The sequence below is a fragment of the Aeromonas sp. Y289-2 genome, from assembly GCF_027705925.1.
Lineage (GTDB): Bacteria > Pseudomonadota > Gammaproteobacteria > Enterobacterales > Aeromonadaceae > Aeromonas > Aeromonas veronii.
In genome coordinates, this window is the sequence record NZ_JAPDCH010000006.1 from 234,269 (window position 1) to 254,546 (window position 20,278).

At 60.5% G+C, this 20,278-nt stretch carries 22 protein-coding genes; 8 read left to right on the top strand and 14 right to left on the bottom strand.

Features of this window, described 5'->3' with window-relative positions:
- Positions 1-95 precede the first annotated feature (95 nt).
- From pcnB to OKC43_RS11810, 6 genes are all read left to right on the top strand, one after another.
- Positions 96-1,562, top strand: a complete 1,467-nt coding sequence (gene pcnB, locus OKC43_RS11785) for a polynucleotide adenylyltransferase PcnB (RefSeq protein WP_005335642.1) — start codon at positions 96-98, stop codon at positions 1,560-1,562.
- A gap of 11 nt (positions 1,563-1,573) precedes the next feature.
- The gene (gene folK, locus OKC43_RS11790; RefSeq protein ID WP_005354659.1) at positions 1,574-2,083 is read left to right on the top strand and encodes a 2-amino-4-hydroxy-6-hydroxymethyldihydropteridine diphosphokinase; all 510 of its coding nucleotides are present in this window, start codon (positions 1,574-1,576) and stop codon (positions 2,081-2,083) included.
- A complete protein-coding gene (gene panB / locus OKC43_RS11795; protein ID WP_005335640.1) occupies positions 2,080-2,874 on the top strand; it encodes a 3-methyl-2-oxobutanoate hydroxymethyltransferase in 795 nt (264 codons plus the stop codon). The genes folK and panB overlap by 4 nt, the downstream gene beginning before the upstream one ends.
- 201 nt (positions 2,875-3,075) lie before the next feature.
- Positions 3,076-3,933 carry a pantoate--beta-alanine ligase gene (gene panC / locus OKC43_RS11800; RefSeq protein ID WP_124928564.1) on the top strand — a complete coding sequence of 286 codons (858 nt, stop codon included), beginning with the start codon at positions 3,076-3,078 and terminating at the stop codon, positions 3,931-3,933.
- A 24-nt stretch (positions 3,934-3,957) separates the two neighbouring features.
- The gene (locus OKC43_RS11805) at positions 3,958-4,308 is read left to right on the top strand and encodes a putative quinol monooxygenase (protein WP_236272257.1); all 351 of its coding nucleotides are present in this window, start codon (positions 3,958-3,960) and stop codon (positions 4,306-4,308) included.
- A 152-nt stretch (positions 4,309-4,460) separates the two neighbouring features.
- Positions 4,461-5,825, top strand: coding sequence for a cation:dicarboxylate symporter family transporter (locus tag OKC43_RS11810; protein WP_322112502.1), 1,365 nt, complete (start codon positions 4,461-4,463; stop codon positions 5,823-5,825).
- 83 nt (positions 5,826-5,908) lie between these two features.
- On the opposite strand, the gene OKC43_RS11815 is transcribed toward OKC43_RS11810, so the two are convergent.
- From OKC43_RS11815 to hpt, 8 genes are all read right to left on the bottom strand, one after another.
- Positions 5,909-6,436, bottom strand: coding sequence for a rhodanese-like domain-containing protein (locus OKC43_RS11815; RefSeq protein WP_236272255.1), 528 nt, complete (start codon positions 6,434-6,436; stop codon positions 5,909-5,911).
- A gap of 4 nt (positions 6,437-6,440) precedes the next feature.
- Positions 6,441-6,878 carry a MauE/DoxX family redox-associated membrane protein gene (locus tag OKC43_RS11820; protein ID WP_236272254.1) on the bottom strand — a complete coding sequence of 146 codons (438 nt, stop codon included), beginning with the start codon at positions 6,876-6,878 and terminating at the stop codon, positions 6,441-6,443.
- Entirely contained in the window at positions 6,875-7,183 is a 309-nt protein-coding gene (locus tag OKC43_RS11825) for a DUF3343 domain-containing protein (RefSeq protein WP_042030461.1), read from the bottom strand. Before OKC43_RS11825 ends, OKC43_RS11820 begins: the two co-directional genes overlap by 4 nt.
- Entirely contained in the window at positions 7,180-7,962 is a 783-nt protein-coding gene (locus OKC43_RS11830) for an acyl-CoA dehydratase activase (protein ID WP_236272253.1), read from the bottom strand. Before OKC43_RS11830 ends, OKC43_RS11825 begins: the two co-directional genes overlap by 4 nt.
- 9 nt (positions 7,963-7,971) lie before the next feature.
- Entirely contained in the window at positions 7,972-9,123 is a 1,152-nt protein-coding gene (locus OKC43_RS11835) for a double-cubane-cluster-containing anaerobic reductase (RefSeq protein ID WP_236272252.1), read from the bottom strand.
- Positions 9,124-9,349: 226 nt separating this feature from the next.
- Positions 9,350-10,123 (bottom strand): ABC transporter permease, encoded by a 774-nt coding sequence (locus OKC43_RS11840; RefSeq protein WP_019445351.1) that lies wholly within the window; start codon positions 10,121-10,123, stop codon positions 9,350-9,352.
- Entirely contained in the window at positions 10,120-11,037 is a 918-nt protein-coding gene (locus tag OKC43_RS11845) for an ABC transporter ATP-binding protein (RefSeq protein ID WP_005354634.1), read from the bottom strand. The genes OKC43_RS11840 and OKC43_RS11845 overlap by 4 nt, the downstream gene beginning before the upstream one ends.
- A gap of 111 nt (positions 11,038-11,148) precedes the next feature.
- On the bottom strand, positions 11,149-11,679 hold the full coding sequence (gene hpt / locus OKC43_RS11850) for a hypoxanthine phosphoribosyltransferase (protein WP_005362861.1): 531 nt from the start codon (positions 11,677-11,679) through the stop codon (positions 11,149-11,151).
- A gap of 201 nt (positions 11,680-11,880) precedes the next feature.
- Here hpt and OKC43_RS11855 point away from each other — a divergent pair, with 201 nt between their 5' ends.
- Positions 11,881-12,495 (top strand): TetR/AcrR family transcriptional regulator, encoded by a 615-nt coding sequence (locus OKC43_RS11855; RefSeq protein WP_005362858.1) that lies wholly within the window; start codon positions 11,881-11,883, stop codon positions 12,493-12,495.
- A gap of 72 nt (positions 12,496-12,567) precedes the next feature.
- Here OKC43_RS11855 and OKC43_RS11860 read toward each other — a convergent pair whose 3' ends face one another.
- Together OKC43_RS11860 and mpl are read right to left on the bottom strand one after the other, a co-directional pair.
- Positions 12,568-13,179: a flavin prenyltransferase UbiX gene (locus tag OKC43_RS11860; RefSeq protein WP_236272251.1), complete on the bottom strand. Its 612-nt coding sequence runs from the start codon at positions 13,177-13,179 to the stop codon at positions 12,568-12,570.
- Complete coding sequence (mpl, locus tag OKC43_RS11865; RefSeq protein ID WP_204482549.1) at positions 13,176-14,546, bottom strand: UDP-N-acetylmuramate:L-alanyl-gamma-D-glutamyl-meso-diaminopimelate ligase; 1,371 nt, start codon at positions 14,544-14,546, stop codon at positions 13,176-13,178. Before mpl ends, OKC43_RS11860 begins: the two co-directional genes overlap by 4 nt.
- A 258-nt stretch (positions 14,547-14,804) precedes the next feature.
- On the opposite strand from mpl, the gene OKC43_RS11870 reads away from it, so the two are divergent.
- Entirely contained in the window at positions 14,805-15,506 is a 702-nt protein-coding gene (locus OKC43_RS11870) for a phosphatase PAP2 family protein (RefSeq protein WP_236272250.1), read from the top strand.
- A 70-nt stretch (positions 15,507-15,576) separates the two neighbouring features.
- On the opposite strand, the gene galE is transcribed toward OKC43_RS11870, so the two are convergent.
- The 4 genes from galE to OKC43_RS11890 form a co-directional block, all read right to left on the bottom strand.
- Positions 15,577-16,590, bottom strand: coding sequence for a UDP-glucose 4-epimerase GalE (galE, locus tag OKC43_RS11875; protein WP_040097369.1), 1,014 nt, complete (start codon positions 16,588-16,590; stop codon positions 15,577-15,579).
- A 94-nt stretch (positions 16,591-16,684) separates the two neighbouring features.
- The gene (locus OKC43_RS11880; protein ID WP_236272249.1) at positions 16,685-17,674 is read right to left on the bottom strand and encodes a hybrid-cluster NAD(P)-dependent oxidoreductase; all 990 of its coding nucleotides are present in this window, start codon (positions 17,672-17,674) and stop codon (positions 16,685-16,687) included.
- A 111-nt stretch (positions 17,675-17,785) separates the two neighbouring features.
- On the bottom strand, positions 17,786-19,423 hold the full coding sequence (hcp, locus tag OKC43_RS11885; RefSeq protein ID WP_236272276.1) for a hydroxylamine reductase: 1,638 nt from the start codon (positions 19,421-19,423) through the stop codon (positions 17,786-17,788).
- A gap of 289 nt (positions 19,424-19,712) precedes the next feature.
- The gene (locus tag OKC43_RS11890; protein ID WP_005362843.1) at positions 19,713-20,180 is read right to left on the bottom strand and encodes a Dps family protein; all 468 of its coding nucleotides are present in this window, start codon (positions 20,178-20,180) and stop codon (positions 19,713-19,715) included.
- Between the last annotated feature and the right edge of the window lie 98 nt (positions 20,181-20,278).

Below are 20,278 nucleotides of genomic sequence, written 5' to 3' on the forward strand. Positions count from 1 at the left end.
TTCATGCGGGATCAATTGTCAGCACGGTTTTTCATTTGGTTAGGCGTGAGCTATGATAGGCCGCTATTTTTTGGCCTCCCGTCAATTTAGAAGTCATGAAGAGGTGTACCATTTTTTCCCAGATCGCAAACTTTTGCCGCAAGGTGCTCGGCAAGGAAGACGGCGAGCAGTCGGTGGAATCCCCCATTCCAGCCCGTGTCGCCGGTCAACGTCGTACCTTAAGCCGTGATCAGCACCCTATTTCGCGCAAAGAGATCAGCGAGAATGCACTCAAGGTGCTCTATCGCCTGAACAAAGGGGGCTATGAGGCCTACCTGGTCGGCGGCGGAGTCCGGGATCTGCTGCTCGGGAAGACGCCCAAGGATTTCGACATCGCAACCGATGCGACGCCGGAGCAGATCAAGGCGCTGTTCAGCAACTGCCGCCTGATTGGCCGTCGTTTCCGCCTGGCCCACATTGTCTTTGGTCGTGACGTGATCGAAGTGGCCACCTTCCGGGGTCACCACCATCAGGTCAATACCAGCAAACATGTGTCGGCCCAGTCTGATGAAGGCATGCTGCTGCGCGACAACGTCTACGGCACCATCGAAGAGGATGCCGAGCGCCGCGACTTTACCGTCAACGCCCTCTACTACAGCGCCAAAGATTTCACCCTGCACGATTTCGAAGGGGGTTTGGAAGATCTGGCTGAGCGCAAGCTTGAGCTGATCGGCGATCCCGAGACCCGTTATCGTGAAGATCCGGTGCGCATGCTGCGCGCCGTGCGCTTTGCCGCCAAGCTGGATATGACCATCAGCCCGCGTACTGCCGCCCCCATCAAGGAGCTGGCGCCACTGCTGCAAGACATACCGGCTGCCCGCCTGTTTGAGGAGACCCTCAAGCTGTTCCTGGCTGGCGACGGTCTGGCGACCTACAAACTGCTGCGCGAGTATGGTCTATTCCAACAGCTCTTCCCGCAAGTGGCGGCGCTGTTTACCCCGCACGGTAACTCGCCCTACGAGCAGTTTATCGAGCAGGCACTGATCGATACCGACACCCGGGTTCGTGAAGACAAGCGCGTCACTCCCGCCTTCCTCTACGCCACCCTGCTGTGGGGCTGCGTCGAGGCCCGTGGTCGGGTGCTGGAGAACGAGAGCGGCCTGCCCTGGTATGACGCCTTCATGCTGGCGATCAACGAGGTACTGGACAATCAGGTGCGGATCATCGCCGTTCCACGCCGTTTCACCACAGATGTCCGCGACATCTGGGCACTGCAACAGCGGTTGACCCGTCGTCAGGGCAAGCATCCCGAGCGCGCCATGGAGCATCCCAAGTTCCGAGCGGCGTTCGACTTTCTGTTGCTGCGCAACCGGGTCGAGCGCGGTCTCGGCGAGCTGGCCAGCTGGTGGGAGCGCTATGTTGCCTCCAATCCGGATGTGCGCCCGCAACTGCAGCGTGAAGCGACCCGTCGCCCGGCCAGCGGTGAGCGCGGCGAGGCTCGCAGCCACGATGGCGAGAAGCGCAGCAGCAACAGCCGCAACCGTCGTCGCCCCCGTCGCCGCAAACCGAAAGTGGCCGAGTGACAACCGACGTGATGACCGAGGTCTTCATCGCCATTGGTTCCAACCTGTCTGATCCGCTGGGTCAGGCTCGTCGCGCCGTTGCCGCCTTGGCAAGGTTGCCGGAATCTGTGCTGGTGGAGGCCTCGTCGTTTTACAGCAGCCGCCCCATGGGCCCTGCTGACCAGCCGGACTACGTCAATGCCGTGGCCCGGCTCAATACCCGGCTCGCGCCCCTTGCGCTGCTGGATCAATTACAAAAAATCGAGCTGGAACAGGGACGTGTGCGCAAAGATGAGCGGTGGGGGCCGAGAACTCTGGATCTCGATCTGCTGCTCTATGGGGATCAGGTGATCAACCATGAGCGCCTGATCGTACCCCACTACGGCATGAAGGAGCGGGAGTTCGTGCTGCTGCCCCTTGCCGAAATTGCGCCTGCTCTGGTGCTGCCCTGCGGCACCCCGCTCGCCCGACTGGTTGCCCGCTGCCCGCACAATGATTTGGCCATCATTGCCCCGCGTGCAGACGTACAGGAGCCTCTATGAGCAAGATCACCACCGCCAGCCTGCTGAAGATGAAGCAGGAAGGTCAAAAGTTCACCGCCATCACCGCCTATGATGCCACCTTTGCCAAGCTGTTCGACGACGAGGGGGCCCACGTGCTGCTCATCGGCGATTCGCTGGGCATGGTGCTGCAAGGGGGTCAGGATACCCTGGCGGTCAACATGGATGAGATGGTCTATCACACCCGCTGTGTGGCACGCGGTGCCAGCAAGGCACTGGTGGTCGCCGACATGCCGTTCATGAGCTACGCCACCCCCGAGCAGACTTACCAGAACGCCGCCCGCCTGATGGCGGCCGGTGCCCGCATGGTGAAGATGGAAGGGGGCGACTGGCTGTGTGACTCCATCCGCCACCTTACCCGCAACGGGGTGCCGGTGTGCGGTCACCTCGGCCTCACTCCGCAATCCGTTCATGTCTTTGGCGGCTTCAAGGTGCAGGGGCGTGACGAGTTTCAGGCGCAGGAGATCTACCGTCAGGCGCTCGAGCTGCAAGCGGCCGGTATCCAGCTGCTGGTGCTCGAGTGTGTGCCCACTGCGCTGGCCGAGCGCATCACCAAGGCGCTTCGCATCCCGGTGATCGGCATTGGTGCCGGCCCCGCGACCGATGGTCAGATTTTGGTGATGCACGATGCCTTTGGCGTCACCTCCGGCTATGTGCCCAAGTTCACCAAGAACTTCCTGGCCGAGACCGGCGATGTGCGTGCCGCCATCCGCCTCTATGTCCAGCAGGTGAGCGAGGGGAGCTTCCCCGGCCCGGAGCACTGCTTCAACTGATCCTGGCAGTTGCATGATGGGGGCTGCAGCCCCCGTCTCTGCTTCTCAGCCTCGCACAGTTAATCTGTATAGCTAATCCGTATCTTATTGATTCATCTAAAGGTGAACTGCTGATAGCTATGTTCGTGCCCCATCCCGCCCGAGCGCTATCTGTGGATGCAACCCGTCTCTCTTTTTGATTTATCGGAAGGTGAACTGCTGATGTTGGTCGTAAATAATCCCGTCGTTCTGCGTGAGCAGATCAGCCAATGGCGCCGTGAAGGGCGTGCCATCGCATTCGTGCCCACCATGGGCAATCTGCATCAGGGCCACCTGACCTTGGTGAAAGAGGCGCACAGCCACGCCGAGAAAGTGGTGGTCAGCATCTTCGTCAACCCGATGCAGTTCGACAAGGCCGAGGATCTTGCCAACTATCCGCGCACTCTGGAGCAGGATTGCGCCGCGCTGGAAGCGGCCGGTGTCGATATGGTATTCACCCCGACTCCGGAGATCATGTATCCGCAGGGGCTGGCCAGCCAGACCTTCGTCGAGGTGCCGGGTCTCTCCAATCTGCTGGAGGGGGCGCTGCGTCCGGGTCACTTCCGCGGTGTCAGCACCGTCGTCACCAAGCTGTTCAATCTGGTACAGCCGGATGTGGCCTGCTTTGGCCAGAAGGATTACCAGCAGTTGGCGCTTATTCGAAAGATGGTGGCCGACATGGCGATGCCCATCGAGATCGTCGGTGTGCCCACCGTGCGGGCCGAAGACGGGCTGGCGCTCTCTTCGCGCAACGGCTACCTGACAGCTGCCGAGCGGGCCATCGCCCCCGAGCTGGCGCGCACCATGAACTGGATCGCCGAGCAGATTGAAGCGGGTGACCACCACCTGCCCTCCTTGGTGGCGCAGGCCAGCCAGCGTCTCGACAACGCCGGTTTTCGTACCGATGCCATCGACATCGTCGATGCCGCCAACCTCGAAGCGGCTACCGACGAGAGCGAACAGCTGGTGATCCTGATGGCTGCTTATCTCGGCAAGGCCCGTCTTATCGACAACCGGGTGGTCACGCTACAGCAAGCCTGAGCGAGTCGCCCACAGGAGGATCTCATGTCCAAGAAGGTTTACTGCATTGCCCAATTCCTGCCCAAACCCGGTCAGGAGCAAGCCCTGTTTCAGGTGCTGCAGGCGCTCGAGCCCAACACCCTGCGTGAGGATGGTTGCCTGCAATATCGGGTGACCCGCCACATCGCGAGCCCGTTTGCCGAGGGGGAAAGTTTTCCCATCGTGTTCAACGAGATTTGGCAAAATATGGCGGCTTTCGAAGCCCACTGCCAGCGCGCGGAGATCAAGGCTTTCTTCGAGCGTTACTGCCTGGCGGAAGATGGTTTGGCCGCGAAGTGGAATGTCTGCGTCTATAGCGACGAACCCGAACAGTACGACGCCCCAGTAAAGAAGTAATACCCCCGATTGCCAGCGGACGCCCTCTTGGGCGTCCGCTGCTTTTTGACGCCTGCACTCTCCTGCATTCCGGCGTTTTGTTCTGCGGCCCAGCCCGCATCTCCCTTCGTTTCTATCCACTTTTGGCCTGATGGCCGCTACAGGTATTCATGATGTTTGTCCTGATTGCATCGCTTGTTTTCTGTCTGCTCTGTTTTGCTCTCACCCGGTTACCCACAGGGTTGCCGCTCTCGCGCAAGGTGCTTGCGGGTCTGTTGCTTGGTGCCCTGTTCGGACTGGCGCTGCAACTGGGTTGGGGCGCCGATGATGCCGGCGTTCAGCAGACCCTGGAGTGGGTCAATGTCATCGGCGGCGGCTATGTCAGCCTGCTCAAGGTGGTGATGATGCCGCTGGTGTTCACCTCCATCCTCTCCGCCATCAACAAGCTGGAGCAGGCCCAGTCCCTCGGCAAGATCAGCGCTGTGTTGATCGGCTCCATGCTGACCCTGGTGATGATCGCCGGTGTGGTGGGGATGACCATCACCCACCTGAGCGGTCTCACCGCAGCCGGGTTGTTGAGTCACGGCAGCGATACGGCAGCCCTGCAACAGAGTATGAGCACCATCGACAGTGCCCAGACTCTGCCTGCCCTGCTACTCTCGCTGGTGCCCACCAACTTTGCCGCCGATATGGCGGGTAGCCGCGGCCTCTCGGTGATCGGCGTAGTGATCTTTACCGTGCTGGCCGGGGTTGCCCTGCTGCAGTTGAAGGCGGAGCATCCGCAGGCGGGTGCTCGCGCCGCCGTGGCCATCGACACCCTGCAACTGTGGGTGATGAAGATGGTGCGGGTGGTGATTGCGCTCACCCCCTATGGGGTGATGGCGCTGATCGCCCGGGTGGTGGCCCACTATCCCCTGAGCGAGATCCTCAGCCTGCTCGGCTTTATCCTGGTCTGCTACGTCGCCATTCTGGCGATGTTTGCGGTGCACATGGTGATCCTGCTGCTGATCGGCCAGAACCCGCTGCACTATTTTCGGGAAGTGTGGGGCGTGCTCACCTTCGCCTTTATCTCCCGCAGCAGCGCCGCCTCCATTCCGCTCAGCATCGAGACCCAGCAGCGCCTTGGGGTGCCCGCCAGCATCGCCAACTTCGCCGCCTCGTTCGGTGCCAACCTCGGCCAGAACGGCTGCGCCGGCATCTATCCGGCCATGATGGTGGCGATGATTGCTCCCATGCTCGGTATCAACCCGTTTGATCCCCTGTTCCTGCTGACTCTGCTGCCGGTGATTGCGCTGGGCTCCATCGGGGTGGCCGGCGTCGGCGGTGGCGGCACCTTCGCCGCGCTGATCGTGCTCTCCACCCTCAACTTCCCCATCGCGCTGGTGGGGGTGATGATCGCCATCGAGCCGCTGGTGGATATGGGCCGCACAGCTCTCAACGTCAACGGCTCCATCATGGCGGCGATGATCACCAAGCGGTTGCTGGGCAAGCAGCCGCTGGCCCAAGCGGAGCAACCGCAGGAGCAGGCCGCCAGCTAACCCTGAGTGCCACGTAATATGAAAGAAGCCCGCAGTTGCGGGCTTCTTTCATATCGGCTGTGTTGCCTTGTGGGCAGACGCGGTTACTCGGCAGAGACGGGGTAACCGGCCCCTTTCCAGGCAAAGATGCCGCCCGGCACCCGATAGACCTGTTGATAGCCCTGAGTTACCGCCCAGGCGGCTGCGTTGTGGCTGCGGCCGCACTTGACGAAGCCGCAGTAGATCACCACCGGGCGGGACTTGTCTTCACCCAGCAGCGCCTGGAACTGCTCCGGTGTACCGCTTCCCTCGACAATCTCGCTCCAGTTGTCGCCAGCCTTGGCCTCTTTCACGAAGGCAAAGTTCTTGGCGCCCGGGATGTGCTCCTTCTTGTAGGAGTCCTCGTAGGGCATGGTATCAATGATCACCAGCTCCTCACCCTTGTCCATCCGGGTCTTCAGCTCGGCCACGGTCAGCAGCTGATAGCCCCCCTGCTGCGTCTCCTGTGCCAACTGCACCGCCGACTGCTCCAGCTTCACCTCCTGCTCGAACTGGTTGTCGCCACAGCCGCCGAGGGCAAAACTGGCGGCGATCAGCGAGGCCAGCAGAGTGCGGGATCGCAATGTCATCATGTCACTACTCCTTTAGAACGGGAAAAACGGGGCGGGAAGTTCGCAGCAGGGCGCCCGCAAGCGTCAGTAGCAGCAGATCCCGCACAATGGCCTCCGGCAACGAGCTGAGGTCAGCCCTGCCTAGACAGCCGCAAGAGATGTCGAGCCCGATGGCAACGCCATAGCCCAACACCGGAATAAACAGGGCGAGCAGCCCGATCACCAGCCAGAGTCCCCAGCGCCGGTTGGCTATGACTGCAAGCCCTGCGCAGAGCTCCAGCGCGATCAGCCCCCAGGCGGCGAACGGGAGCAGCGGCGGCCAGATCAGGCCAAAGGCGCCGATCTGATCGATGAACAGGGCGGGGGAGGCCAGCTTGAACCCGGCGGAGGCGAGGAAGAATCCCCCCAGTACCAGATTGGCCAGCATGCGCAGATAAACGGCCATGGGATAGATCTTTATCATCCATGACTCCGACTGCCAGCCACAGGCGTTTGCTTTGCCATGTCCTGACTATCGGCCGGATAGCGGGCCAGCTCCTGATAGTCGCCGTCCGCTTCGCAGCGAAAGACGGCGGCGGTTTCGCCGTGCTGGCACCACTGTTGCCACTCGTCTGGCAGACAGTGGAGGCGAATGGCGAGGCCACAGCCGGCGCTGAGCAGGCGCGGCACATCGCAGACCCGAAACGACTGACCGTGCTGCTCCAACCGCTTGCGCAGTCTGACTGTGCCGAGGGTGGAGTGGAACAGGTAGAGAAACTCCTGATTCATGATTTGCCTCCCGTGCTGGCGCGCGCGCCGAACAGTGCGGCCCCCAGCGCACCGGCAAACTGGGCATCCGGGTGGGTGGCCACTTCGCAGCCCAACCCTTCGGCCAGATAGTGGCGGAAGGTGGCACAGTGGCTGACGCCGCCGGTAAAGAGCACGCTCGGTCTGGCGCCGAGGCGGCCGATAAAGTTGGCACTGCGCCGGGCCATGGCGCGGATGATGCCGGCCAGGATCGACTCGGCAGGAATGCCCGCCGAGCGCAGGCTGATCGCCTCCGATTCGGCAAACACGGTGCACATGCTGCTGATATCGTGGGGCTCGGCCCCTTGCAGCAGTTCGTCAAGCTGCTCGACCCGTGCCCCCAGAGTGCGGGTGATCACCTCGAGAAAGCGACCGGTACCGGCGGCGCACTTGTCGTTCATCAGAAAGTCGGTGAGGTTGCCGTCGCTATCTAGCTGGATCACCTTGCTGTCCTGCCCGCCGATGTCGATGACGGTGTGTACCGACGGGCAGAGCAGGCGAGCCCCCAGCCCATGGCAGGAGATCTCGGTAACCCGGCGATCGGCGAACGACGCCAGATCGCGGCCATAGCCGGTCAGCGTCAGGTGGGGGCGCTCTGGCAAATCGGCCGAGAGCTCCTCCCAGCCTTGCTCGATGGCAGCCAGCGGACGAAAGGGGGTCGGCACCAGAAAACGGCGGACGATACGCCCGCCATCCCGGCTGTCGAACAGGATCCCCTTGGTCGCGGTGGAGCCCGAGTCAATCCCGATGGAGAGTGACACGGCGCCTCCTTACAGCATCTCGATAAAGGCGGCCAGCCGGGTGGCCAGTTGTCCCTTGTCGGCGCTGGAGTAGTCGGTCTCGACTGCCATGTAGGGGATGCCGTGGCGTTCGCGCACATGGCGCTTGATGGCGAGCGACTCCACCGCATAGGTGTGGCAAGCCTGCAGGATCACATCGATCACTCCGTCCGCCTGATACTCCTCCACCATCTGGCTCAGCAGATTCATGCGCTGGTGGTTGGGGGAGATGCAGGAGCAGCCGATGGCCAGATACTTGTCGGTCAGCGCATCGAACGGATCGCCCTCCTCGCTGACGCACTGCTCGGTCGCCTTGGCGCCGGTGCAGTTCTCGTAACCCACCACCCAGCCGCCGTGCTCCTCGATGAGACGCACCACCTTGTCGGCCGCGCCGCCGATGGGGCAGCCGGTGATGAGGATGCGCGGGCGGGCATCGAGCCGCTTGCCCTCGGCATACTCGGCCTTGATGCGGCGGGTCATCTCCTGCAGCTCGCTGATGAGCAGCTCCTTGTCGAAGCGGAAGGTGGCACCATAGACCACCTTGAGCAGGTCGGTACCGCTGAGTGCCGGCGGATTGAGCTGGCCCAGCCGGTAGAAATCGGCCAGCGCGCGGCGCTCGCGGTTTTTCAGCACGATGGCGTCTCGCAATGCCTGCTCGCTGATGGGCTTGCCGAACTGCTGCTCCAGCAACGCCTTGAAGCGGACGATTTCGCTGCGCCACAGGGTGCGGGAGGCTTCGTCATCGGCGCGGTTGGGCAACTGCATCACATGCACCGGTTTGAACTCGGCCATGTACTCGTACATCTTCTTCTTGCCGTCGCAGGTGGTTTCCCCCACCACCAGATCGGAGAAGTAGAAGTAGGGGCACTTGTCGGTCTTGCCAAAACCGTAGCTGCTCTTGATCAGCGGGCAGAGGTTGCGGGGCAGGTCTTTCTCGGCCTCCTCGATGGTCTCGTCGCTGGTGGAGCAGAGCGATACCACCACGGCGCCGGCGGCCATCGCCACCTCCTGCGGCATAAAGGTACAATAGGTGCCGACCAGGGGGATCTGTCGCTCCTTGAGTGCCATTACAGCCAGAAAGCCCTGACGACGGGCATCTGAAAAGCTATCGAATATGGCTGGCAACTCGGTGATAAGTGACATAGGCGATCCTGCCCTGATGAGAGAAATGAAGAGACGGACGAGCCATCCGTGACGGCACATCCAACCGCGAGAATTATACCTTTGGGGGTAATTCGAAAATTGCGGTGGATCACAAGGTGTCAGGTAAATCCTTAATAACAGGCAGGTTATTGAGAAGGGGGCTAGCAGGTTGAAGGGGCTACAGGGGGAATAAAAAACGGGCACCGCGAGGTGCCCGTTTTGGTCATTAGTGGCGCAGGCCGGTGCCGCGGGAGATAAGCCACCAGGCGATACCGTAGAGGGCCACGATAAAGCCGATGATGATGAGGTAGGCGGTGCCGAGCGGCACGTCGGAGATGCCGAGGAAGCCGTAACGGAACGCGTTCACCATGTAGATGATTGGGTTCACCTGGGAGACTCCCTGCCAGAAGGGGGGCAGCAGGCTGATGGAGTAGAACACTCCACCCAGATAGGTGAGCGGTGTCAGCACGAAGGTGGGGATGATGCTGATGTCGTCGAAAGTCTTGGCAAACACCGCGTTGATAAGGCCACCCAGCGAGAAGAGGATCGCAGTGAGCAGTACGGTGAAGCAGACGCTGAACAGATGGTGGATCTGCAGCGGCACGAAGAACAGCGACACCAGGGTGACGATAAGGCCGACACAGAGGCCGCGCGCCACGCCACCGCCCACATAACCGGCGATGATGACGTAGTTGGGCACCGGTGCCACCAGCATCTCCTCGATATTGCGCTGGAACTTGGCGCTGAAGAAGGAGGAGGCGACGTTGGAGTAGGAGTTGGTGATCACCGACATCATGATGAGGCCGGGCACGATGAACTCCATGTAGGTGAAACCGCCCATGTCACCGATGCGCGAACCGATCAGGTTGCCGAAGATGACGAAGTAGAGGCTCATGGTGATGGCTGGCGGCACCAGGGTCTGGATCCAGATCCGGGTAAAGCGGCTTACCTCTTTGGCCAGAATGCTCTTGAAGGCGATGTAATAGATGGCCAGATTCATGCTTTTCTCCCCTCTTCGACCAGATTGACGAACAGCTCTTCCAGCCGGTTGGCTTTGTTTCGCATGCTCACGACCTGCACCTGCTGGTTCGACAACTGCTCGAACAGGCTGTTGAGTGACTGGCTCTTGTCGAGATCCACCTCGAGAGTACGTTCATCCGGCATACGGCCGTTGAACTCTGGCACCTCGGGTACGGCAGAACCTGGCGCAAGGTCGAGCAGGAAGGTCTCGCGACCCAGCTTGCCCAGCAGATTCTTCATGCTGGTGTTCTCGATCAGACGACCCTTGTCGATGATACCGATGTTGCGGCAGAGCATCTCCGCCTCTTCCAGATAGTGGGTGGTGAGGATGATGGTGACGCCTTGCTCGTTGAGATCCTTGAGGAAGGTCCACATGGAGCGGCGGATCTCGATATCGACCCCGGCGGTCGGTTCATCGAGGATCAGCAGTTTGGGCTCGTGCATCAGGGCGCGGGCGATCATCAGGCGACGCTTCATGCCGCCGGAGAGGGTGCGGGCAGGCATGTCACGCTTCTCCCACAGATCGAGCTGGCGAAGGTACTTCTCGGCGCGGATCTTGGCTTCTGCCTTGGGCACGCCGTAGAAACCGGCCTGATGGGTGACAATCTGGATCACCTTCTCGAACTGGCTGAAGTTGAACTCCTGCGGCACCAGTCCGAGCTGGGCCTTGGCCTGTTCCAGATCGCTGTCGATGTCGTAGCCAAACACCTTCACCTTGCCGGCGCTCTTGTTCACCAGCGAGCTGATGACGCCGATGGTGGTGGACTTGCCCGCGCCGTTCGGGCCGAGCAGGGCGAAGAAATCCCCCTGCCTGACGGTAAGATCGATGCCTTTAAGGGCTTCGACGCCCCCCTGATAGGTCTTTTTCAGGCCGCTGATTTCCAGTGCGTTCATTGCAACCTCTGTGATGGTTGAATCCGGCTCGATACAGAAAAGGCGGCCAAGGCCGCCTGCACAGAGTAAAGGGCGCAAGGCCGCTTCACCCGTGATATTCCTGAACCTGGCTTACTCCTGGGGTACCACTTTGCCGATAAACGGCAGGTTGCGGTACTTCTGGGCGTAGTCGATGCCACAGCCGACCACGAATTCGTCCGGAATGGCGAAGCCAATCCAGTCGACCGGCACCTGCACTTCGCGGCGGGAGGGTTTGTCCAGCAGGGTGCAGATGGCCAGGGATTTCGGCTCGCGCAGGGAGAGGATCTCGCGCACCTTGTTGAGGGTGTAACCGGTGTCGATGATGTCTTCCACGATCACCACATCCTTGCCCTTGATGTCGTCGTCCAGGTCTTTGAGGATGCGGACGTCACGGGTGCTGTGCATGCCGGAGCCGTAGCTGGAGGCGGTCATGAAGTCCAGGGTGATGGGCAGCTTGCACTGGCGGCAGAGGTCGGCCAGGAAGATGCAGGAACCGCGCAGCAGCGCAATCATCACGACTTCGTCAGAACCCTGATAGCGGGCGGTGATCTCTTCACCCAATTTGGCGATCCGGGCGGCTACTTCAGCCTCGGAGATCATCACCTCGACGGTGTGTTTCATCACTTACTCCCATAAGGCCAAAGGGGATTTGGCCGTTCATGAATATCAAAACCGATGATTCTACCACTCATGTTGAAGGGTGCTAGAGATACGTGGTGCTTTTATCGGCTTATTTTAATTGATAGAGTTAGCAGGCACTCAGGCATGATTAGTTAAAATACTATAAACACCATAATCAATAACTATTAGATGATAAAAACTATGGAACCACGCGCAGAAATAAGACGTCGTACCCGGCTATCGCCGGAAGCTCGTCGCTCCCAATTGATGGAATGTGCCATCGAGGTGTTCTCCCGTCGCGGCATTGGCCGTGCAGGTCACGCCGAGATAGCCGAACAGGCCAAGGTCTCTGTGGCTACCGTCTTCAACTATTTCAACACCCGCGAGGAGTTGGTAGATGAGGTGCTGGCCGAGATCGAACGCTTTGTGAACCAGATGCTGTCGCAGGCATACGGTGACCAGGGCTCCATTTTCGACAAGATCCAGCGTCATGTACGCCTCTCTGTCGATGCCGCCTACGATCAACCGGATTATGCCGGTATCTGGCTGGAGTGGAGTTCATCGGTTCGGGAAGAGGTATGGCCCCGCTATACCCGGCTGCTCGATCAGTGCCTTGAGCTGATCGCCAGCGAGCTGCAAACCGCCATGGATGCAGGGGAGATCACCAGCGTGCTGTCGGCACAGGATCTGGCCCGCTCTTTGACCGGTTTTGGCTATGTGATGATGCAGATGATCAATCAACCTCAGCGCCCGGCGCGCCAAGAGGTGACTGATTTCCTGTTCAAGTACGTGACGGCGCCAATTCAGGCTCGCTAACACGACTTAACGAAAAAACGGCGTCACTCATTGAGTGGCGCCGTTTTTTTATGGCCGGATATGGCGGTCACCTCACTGGTGGCCATAGCCCCAGCGGTGGGTCAGCTCATGCTCGACACCGAGATGATCGAGGATGCGGGCAACCATAAAGTCCACCAGATCCTCGATGCTTTTCGGCTCATGATAGAAACCGGGGGCGGCAGGCATGATGGTCACCCCGAGCCGCGCCAGTTTCAGCATGTTCTCCAGATGGATCGCCGAGAAGGGGCTCTCGCGGGGCACCAGGATCAGCTGGCCGCGCTCCTTGATCACCACATCCGCCGCCCGCTCCAGCAGGTTGTCGGAGGTGCCGTTGGCAATGGCCGAGATGGTGCCCATGGAGCAGGGGCAGACCACCATCTGTTTGGGCGCGGCCGAGCCGGAGGCGACCGGCGAGAACCACTCCTCCTTGCCGCAGGCGACAATCTGCCCATCGATGGCGCCATATTGGCGACAAAGATAGGCTGAGAGCTCTTTCGGGGAGCCGGGCCAATCCTGCTGCTGCTCTGTCTTGAGTACCACACGAGCCGCCGATGAGGCGAGCAGGTAGACCCGATAGTCCGCCTGCACCAGACACTGGAGCAGGCGCAGGGCGTAGGGGGCGCCGGAGGCGCCGGTCAGCGCCAGGGTGATCGCTTTGTTCATAGTTCGCCGTGGTAATCCTTGAGGCGGGCGATCAGCTTGTCATGAATACCGCCGAAGCCGCCGTTGCTCATGATCAGAATATGGTCGCCATCGCGGCTCTCGGCCACCAACCGGTTGATCAGGGTCTCCAGATCGTTGAATACCTTGGCGGGTCGGGTCATATGGGCCGTCACCTCGCCGAGATCCCAGCCGATGTTGGGCGGTTGGAAGAAGAACACCTCGTCGGCGCCATCGAAGCAGCCGGCCAGCTCCTCCTTGTGAACCCCCAGCTTCATGGTGTTGGAACGTGGCTCCAGCACCGCCAGAATACGTGAGCCGCCTACCTTGGCGCGCAGGCCGCCGAGGGTGGTCTCGATGGCGGTGGGGTGGTGGGCAAAGTCGTCATAGACACTGATGCCAGCTACCTCGCCCTTGAGCTCCATCCGTCGCTTGGGGGATTTGAACTGGCAGAGGGCGGCGATGCCATGCTCCACCATCACGCCAGCATGACGTGCGGCAGCGATGGCCATCAGACCGTTGTTGACGTTGTGCTCGCCGATGCACTCCCAGTGCACCTCGCCCTGCTTCACCCCGTCCAGCCACACCTCGAAGGCGGAGCCGTCATCGGCCAGCTTGACCGCCTTCCACTTGGCGTCATCCTGACCCACCAGCTCCACTTCGCTCCAGCAGCCCATCTTGCGCACGGCGGTGAGGTTGTCATCGGCTTGCGGGAACAGCACCCGGCCGTTGCTCGGCACGGTGCGCATCAGGTGGTGGAACTGGCGCTGGATCGCGGCGAGATCCGGGAAGATGTCCGCGTGGTCAAACTCCAGATTGTTCATCACCAGGGTGCGCGGATGGTAGTGGACGAACTTGGAGCGCTTGTCGAAGAAGGCGCAGTCATACTCGTCTGCTTCGATGACGAAGAAGGGGGCAGAGCCGAGACGGGCGGAGACCGGGAAGTTGCCCGGCACGCCGCCAATAAGGAAACCGGGCTCCAGTTTGGCGTACTCCAGCACCCAGGCCAGCATGCTGGCGGTGGTGGTCTTGCCGTGGGTGCCGGCAACGGCCAGCACCCAGCGATCTTGCAGCACGTGCTCCAGCAGCCACTGGGGGCCGGAGATGTAGGGCAGATTGCGGTCCAGCACATATTCAACACAGGGGTTGCCGCGGCTCATGGCGTTGCCGATCACTACCAGATCCGGCGCCGGATCGAGTTGGGAGGGGTCATAGCCTTCGGTCAGTTCAATGCCCTGTTGCTCGAGCTGGGTACTCATGGGGGGATAGACATTGGCATCCGAACCGGTCACCCGGTAACCAAGCTGTTTTGCCAACACCGCCAGACCACCCATAAAGGTGCCGCAGATCCCGAGAATGTGAATATGCATACCGCTTCCTTTCGCAGTAAAGGGAAGTGCGCATTCTAGGGGGTGTTGCGGTGGTGGCACAAGCCGCACTCATGGTGAGAGGCCCACAGATGCAGCACTGGAGGCAGAAATCTTGGCGCTGTTGGGATATGCGAGATTGGAATGGGCGGTCGGGCTTTATTTGAGGCTTTATATTGTGTCGCACTTTCTTACAATTCTTCGGTTTTGTGACGCACGCTACAGTTTTACGATATCGCCCTTTTCCAAAGGAGAGTCCCCATGGGCAAGTTCCTGCTTTGCTATCTGGTCGGTGGTCTGGTGACCATCAGTTGGGCTGCGCTGCCCGCTCATGGTCCCTGGGATCAGTGGGACCTCGCGATTTTTCATGCCGTTAACGGCTGGCTCGGCCAGTCGGCTCTGTGGGCCGATCTGGTGGCCATCACCAATAACCGGCTGTTCGATCTGGCGGTGCTGGCCTGTATGGGGCTGATCCTGGCCCGCTGCTTCTTCGCCCGGGATTTGGCGGGTCGTCGCCAGCTGGTGGCGATGGGCATAGTGATGCTGCTGAGCGCACTGGTGATCAACCAGCTTGGTCACCGATTGCCGGTAGCGCGACCCAGCCCGACCCTGATGGTGGCTGATGCGCTGCGGGTGACCCAGATCAGCGGTATTCCGACCAAGGACTCTTCCGGTGATAGCTTCCCCGGGGATCACGCCCTGTTTCTGATGATCTTCGCCGGCTACGCCTTGCGTTATCTGCCGCGCTGGGCGGGAGTCACCGCATTGCTGATGGTGCCGATCTTTTCTGTACCGCGCATTCTGGCTGGGGCTCACTGGTTTACCGATGTCTACGTCGGCGCACTGGGACTGGCGACCCTCTGTCTGCCCTGGTTGCTGCTGACTCCTCTGGCGGATCGGCTGATAGACCGCATTGCCCCCCGATTGGCCCGTGTGCCGCTGCTGCGCAGTCAGACCCACTGATTGAACGTCGCAAAATAAAACGCCCCGACATGAAAATGTCGGGGCGTTTTGTTATCCACCCGCTAGATCATCAGCCTTGATAGCCGTTCGGGTTGTTGCTTTGCCAGCGCCAGGTATCGACCATCATCTGCTCCAGACCGCGCTCTGCCTGCCAGCCCAGCTCGGCACGGGCCAGCGTCGGCTCTGCCCAGCACTCGGCGATGTCGCCCGGGCGACGGGGTTTGATCTGGTAGGGAATGGGTCGGCCGCTGGCCGCTTCAAACGCCTTGACCATCTCCAGTACCGAGTAGCCCTGACCTGTGCCCAGGTTGTAGGTGAAGACGCCGGTGTCACTCTTGATGCGTGCCAGTGCTTTCAGGTGACCGATGGCGAGATCCACCACATGGATGTAGTCACGCACGCCGGTGCCATCCGGGGTCGGGTAGTCGTTGCCAAATACCCCCAGCTCCTTGAGCTTGCCGACACCCACCTGGCTGATATAGGGCAGCAGGTTGTTGGGGATGCCGTTGGGATCTTCACCAATCAGGCCGCTCTCGTGGGCGCCGACCGGGTTGAAGTAACGCAGCAGTACGATAGCCCAGCGGGGATCGGATTTGGCGAGATCGCGCAGGATCTCCTCCACCATCAGCTTGGAGCGACCATAGGGGTTGGTGGCGCTGGTGGGGAAATCTTCCCGCAGCGGTACCGAGGCGGGATCGCCATAGACGGTAGCCGAGGAGCTGAATACCAGCCGGAACACGCCGGCCCTGGCCATCTCTTCGCACAGCACCAGAGTGCCGCTGATGTTGTTCTGGTAGTAGGTGAGCGGGATCTGGCTCGACTCCCCGACCGCCTTGAGCCCGGCGAAGTGGATCACTGATTCGATCTGGTGGTTGGCAAACAGCTGCTGCAGGCAGGCTCTGTCCAGCACATCCCCTTCGACGAAGGTGACCGGCTTGCCGGTGATCTGCTCGACCCGTTTGAGTGACTCCGGTGAGGAGTTGGATAGGTTGTCGAGTACCACGACCTGCTGCCCCGCGCCGAGCAGCTCAACCAGGGTGTGGGAGCCGATATAGCCAGCGCCCCCTGTGACCAGTATTGTCATTTTTTATCCCGTGTTCTGGTGAAACTGGGGCAGAGTCTAGCGTCCCTGTCTACTTGGGAAAAGGTTGGGATACCGATGACGCCTTCACCACGCCTCAATAATCGAGACTGATATCCCCTTTCGCGGTGCAGGAGCAGGCCAGAGCAACGCCGCTCTCCAGATCCTGCGCACTCAAGGTCATCACGCTCTGGCGCTCGATGTCACCTGTGATGGTGCAACGACAGCTGCCACATACCCCGGCGCGGCAAGCAGCCATTATGGTTTCGCCCGCCGCTTCCAGCGCCGCCAGCAGGGTCTGACCCGGCAGGATTTTCACTTTCTTGCCGCTCTTTTGCAGGGTCAGCCAGAAGTGGTCGCTGGTGGTCTTGATGGGCTCTGCGGGAGGAAGACCGAAGGACTCCTGATGCAGTTGCTCCGGCGGCAATCCCAGCTCTGCCAGCATGGCGCTGACCGCCGCCATATAGGGGGTTGGCCCGCAGAGATAGACATGACGATCGCGCAGGTCAGGGGCCAGCTCGGCCAGCATGGCGGGGGTGAGTCGGCCCACCCAGGGATGAGCCGTTGGCGCCTCTTCCAGTATCAGGGCATGGCGTACACCGGGATGAGCTTCGGCCAATGCAGCCAAGTCATCTGCGAAGATCACATCTGCTGGCGAGCGGGCGCTATGGATAAAGCGGATATCGGCATCCGGCCGTTTGGCCAGCTCGTCCCGCAACATGGACCACATGGGGGTGATGCCGGAACCGGCACTGAGCAGCAGTGGCCGTTCGCAAGGCAGGGCGGTCAGGTTGAAATCGCCGAACGGGCCATCGGCCCGGATCTCGTCGCCCACTTGCAGGGTCTGGTGCAGATGGCGAGAGACCCGTCCCACATCCTTGATGGTGACCTGCCAGCAGGCATCCTGCGGGCTGGAGGAGAGGGTATAGGCACGGCAGTGGGGCTGGCCGTCGATCTCGGTGTGCAGGGTGATGCACTGGCCTGCCAACACGGGAGGGAGGCTGCCGGAAAGCGGCGCCAGCTGCCAGCTCACGACGTCGTGGGTGTTCTGTTGGCGGCCAATGCAAGTGAGCGTGAGAGAGGTCATCACAAGGCTCCTTAGGTTTGAAACGGTTCGAAAAACGTCTGGTGAAAAAGCCGAGTCCAGAAAAAAGGCGAGCCGGGCGGTTCGCCAAATGCTTACAACATGAGGTGCCGATCAGGCCGCCAGGATCTCGGCCAAGTCAGCCTCGGCCGTGGTGGTTCCTTTCAGACCGAATTGCTCCTCCAGCACTTTGAGCAGAGCCGGGGTGAGGAAGGCGGGGGCGGTCGGGCCGGTACGGATGTCTTTCACCCCGAGGGAGAGCAGGGTGAGCAGAATGACGATGGCTTTTTGCTCGAACCAGGAGAGCACCAGCGTCAGCGGCAGATCGTTGACCCCGCACTCGAACGCCTCGGAGAGTGCCAGCGCCAACTGGATGGCGGAATAGGCATCGTTGCACTGACCCACGTCCAGTAGACGCGGAATGCCGCCGATGTCGCCAAAATCGAGCTTGTTGAACTTGTACTTGCCGCAGCCCAGGGTGAGCAGCAGGCTGTCGCGCGGCGCCGCCTTGGCAAACTCGGTGAAGTAGGCTCGCTCGGCCTTGTCGCCGTCACAGCCACCCACCAGGAAAAAGTGGCTGATCTCTCCGGCTTTGACCTTCTCAATCACCGCGGGGGCGGCCTGCATCAGGGCGTTGCGGGCAAAGCCGATGGTGATGAAGTGCTCGAGCTCGGTGTGCTTGAAGCCTTCCAGCGCTTGCGCCTTGGCGATCACGGCGGAGAAATCATCCCCCTCCAGATGAGTGACGCCCGGCCAGCCGACGATGGAGCGGGTGAAGATGCGATCCGAGTAGTTGCCCACATTCGGGTCGATGATGCAGTTGGAGGTCATCACCACGGCGCCCGGGAAGTTGGCAAACTCTTTCTGCTGGTTTTGCCAGGCGGAGCCGTAGTTGCCCACCAGATGGGGGTACTGCTTGAAGAAGGGGTAGGCCAGCGCGGGCAGCATCTCGCCGTGGGTGTAGACATGAATGCCGGTCCCCTTGGTCTGCTCCAGAATGAGTTTGAGATCCATCATGTCGTGGCCGGAGACCAGAATGCACTTGCCGGGGATGGGGGTTACGCGTACCCGGGTCGGTTCCGGATGGCCGAAGGCGCTGGTTTCACCGAGATCCAGCATCTCCATGATTTTGAAGTTGAGCTGACCGATCTCCATGGCACAGCTGAACAGCCGACTCATTTCGCTCGGATCTGTGCTGAGCCAGCTCATGATGCGGTGGAATTCGGCGGCCACCTCGTCACTCTGCTGATCCAGCACCCGGGCGTGCTCCATGTAGGCGGCGGCCCCCTTGAGGCCGTAAAGGCAGAGCAGGCGTAGCCCCATGATGTCTTCGTTCACCTCGCTCTTGCCCCGATTGGGGGCGGCTGGTGCGGCATGGGCAAGTTGTTCCAGCAGTTCGGCACCGGGTTCGAAGTAAGCGGACTGTGGCAAGTCGTTGACCCGCACTGCCATCCCGGCCAGCTGCTGGCGATAGACGAGGGCCTGATTGACGTAGGCCACGATGCGATTCGAGTCGAAGTTGACGTTGGTGAGGGTGGCGAAGAAGGCCTTGGGCACGAAGGCATCGATCTCGCGGTCGATGATGCCCTGCTCGCGGGCGGCCAGCGCCCAGGCGCTGAGCCCCTGCAGGGTGTAGATCAGCACATCCTGCAGATCCGAGGTTTCCGCCGTTTTGCCGCACATACCTTGTGCGTAGGCACAGCCGTTGCCTGCCGGGGTACGAATTGTCTGTTCACATTGCACACAAAACATCATGCCTCTCCTAATTTGACATTTCAGTTGTCTGTTTTGTGGCGATTCTATTCCTCTTGCGAAAAACTTAATAGGCATTCAATTTGCCAATTAAGATTCCCTTGATGCAGATCAAAAACAAAAAAAGCCGCCCAAACAGGGCGGCAAGCGGGTGGATAAAAGGAGAGACAACTCAGGTTTGCAACAGAACATAACAATCAGACGGATTGGGCCGTGGTCTGGTCAGGTGCTTCCGGCCCGGTACTTACTCAAGCCAGCATACGTACGCTGTAGCTGGCTTGGTTCACTATCAGGCCAGATAAGCGCGCAGCATCCAGACCAGTTTTTCCTGCTGCTGCACATAGTCGGAGAGGATGGAGGCTGTGCCCTCATCACCGGCTTCGGCGGCCTGGCCCAGAATACGGCGCTGGGCGACCAGCAGTTCGCGGAAGCTATCCAGCAGGGATTCGACACAGGCGCGGCCATCGTGCAGTCCTTTTTGCTCGGGGATGGCAGAGACTTTCAGGTAGTCGCTGAAGCTGTGCATGGGCACGCCATCCAGGGTCAGGATCCGCTCGGCCAGCGCATCGACTTTCAGCAGCAGGTCGTTGTAAATCTCTTCAAATTTCAGGTGCAGTTCGAAGAACTGGTTGCCACGGATATTCCAGTGGAAGCCGCGCACGTTCATGTAGAGGATCTGGTAGCTGGCCAGCAATTTGTTCAACTCGGCTGCCAGGGCTTGTGATTGAGCAGTATCAAGACCAATCGGGCTTTTCATCATTCACCTCCAGATTTGGAAATCGGTTTTAAATTCTCTTTCGGAACGCAGTCAGAGTAACGCCTTGCAAAATGCAGGGACAATTGCTTGTGCCTAAC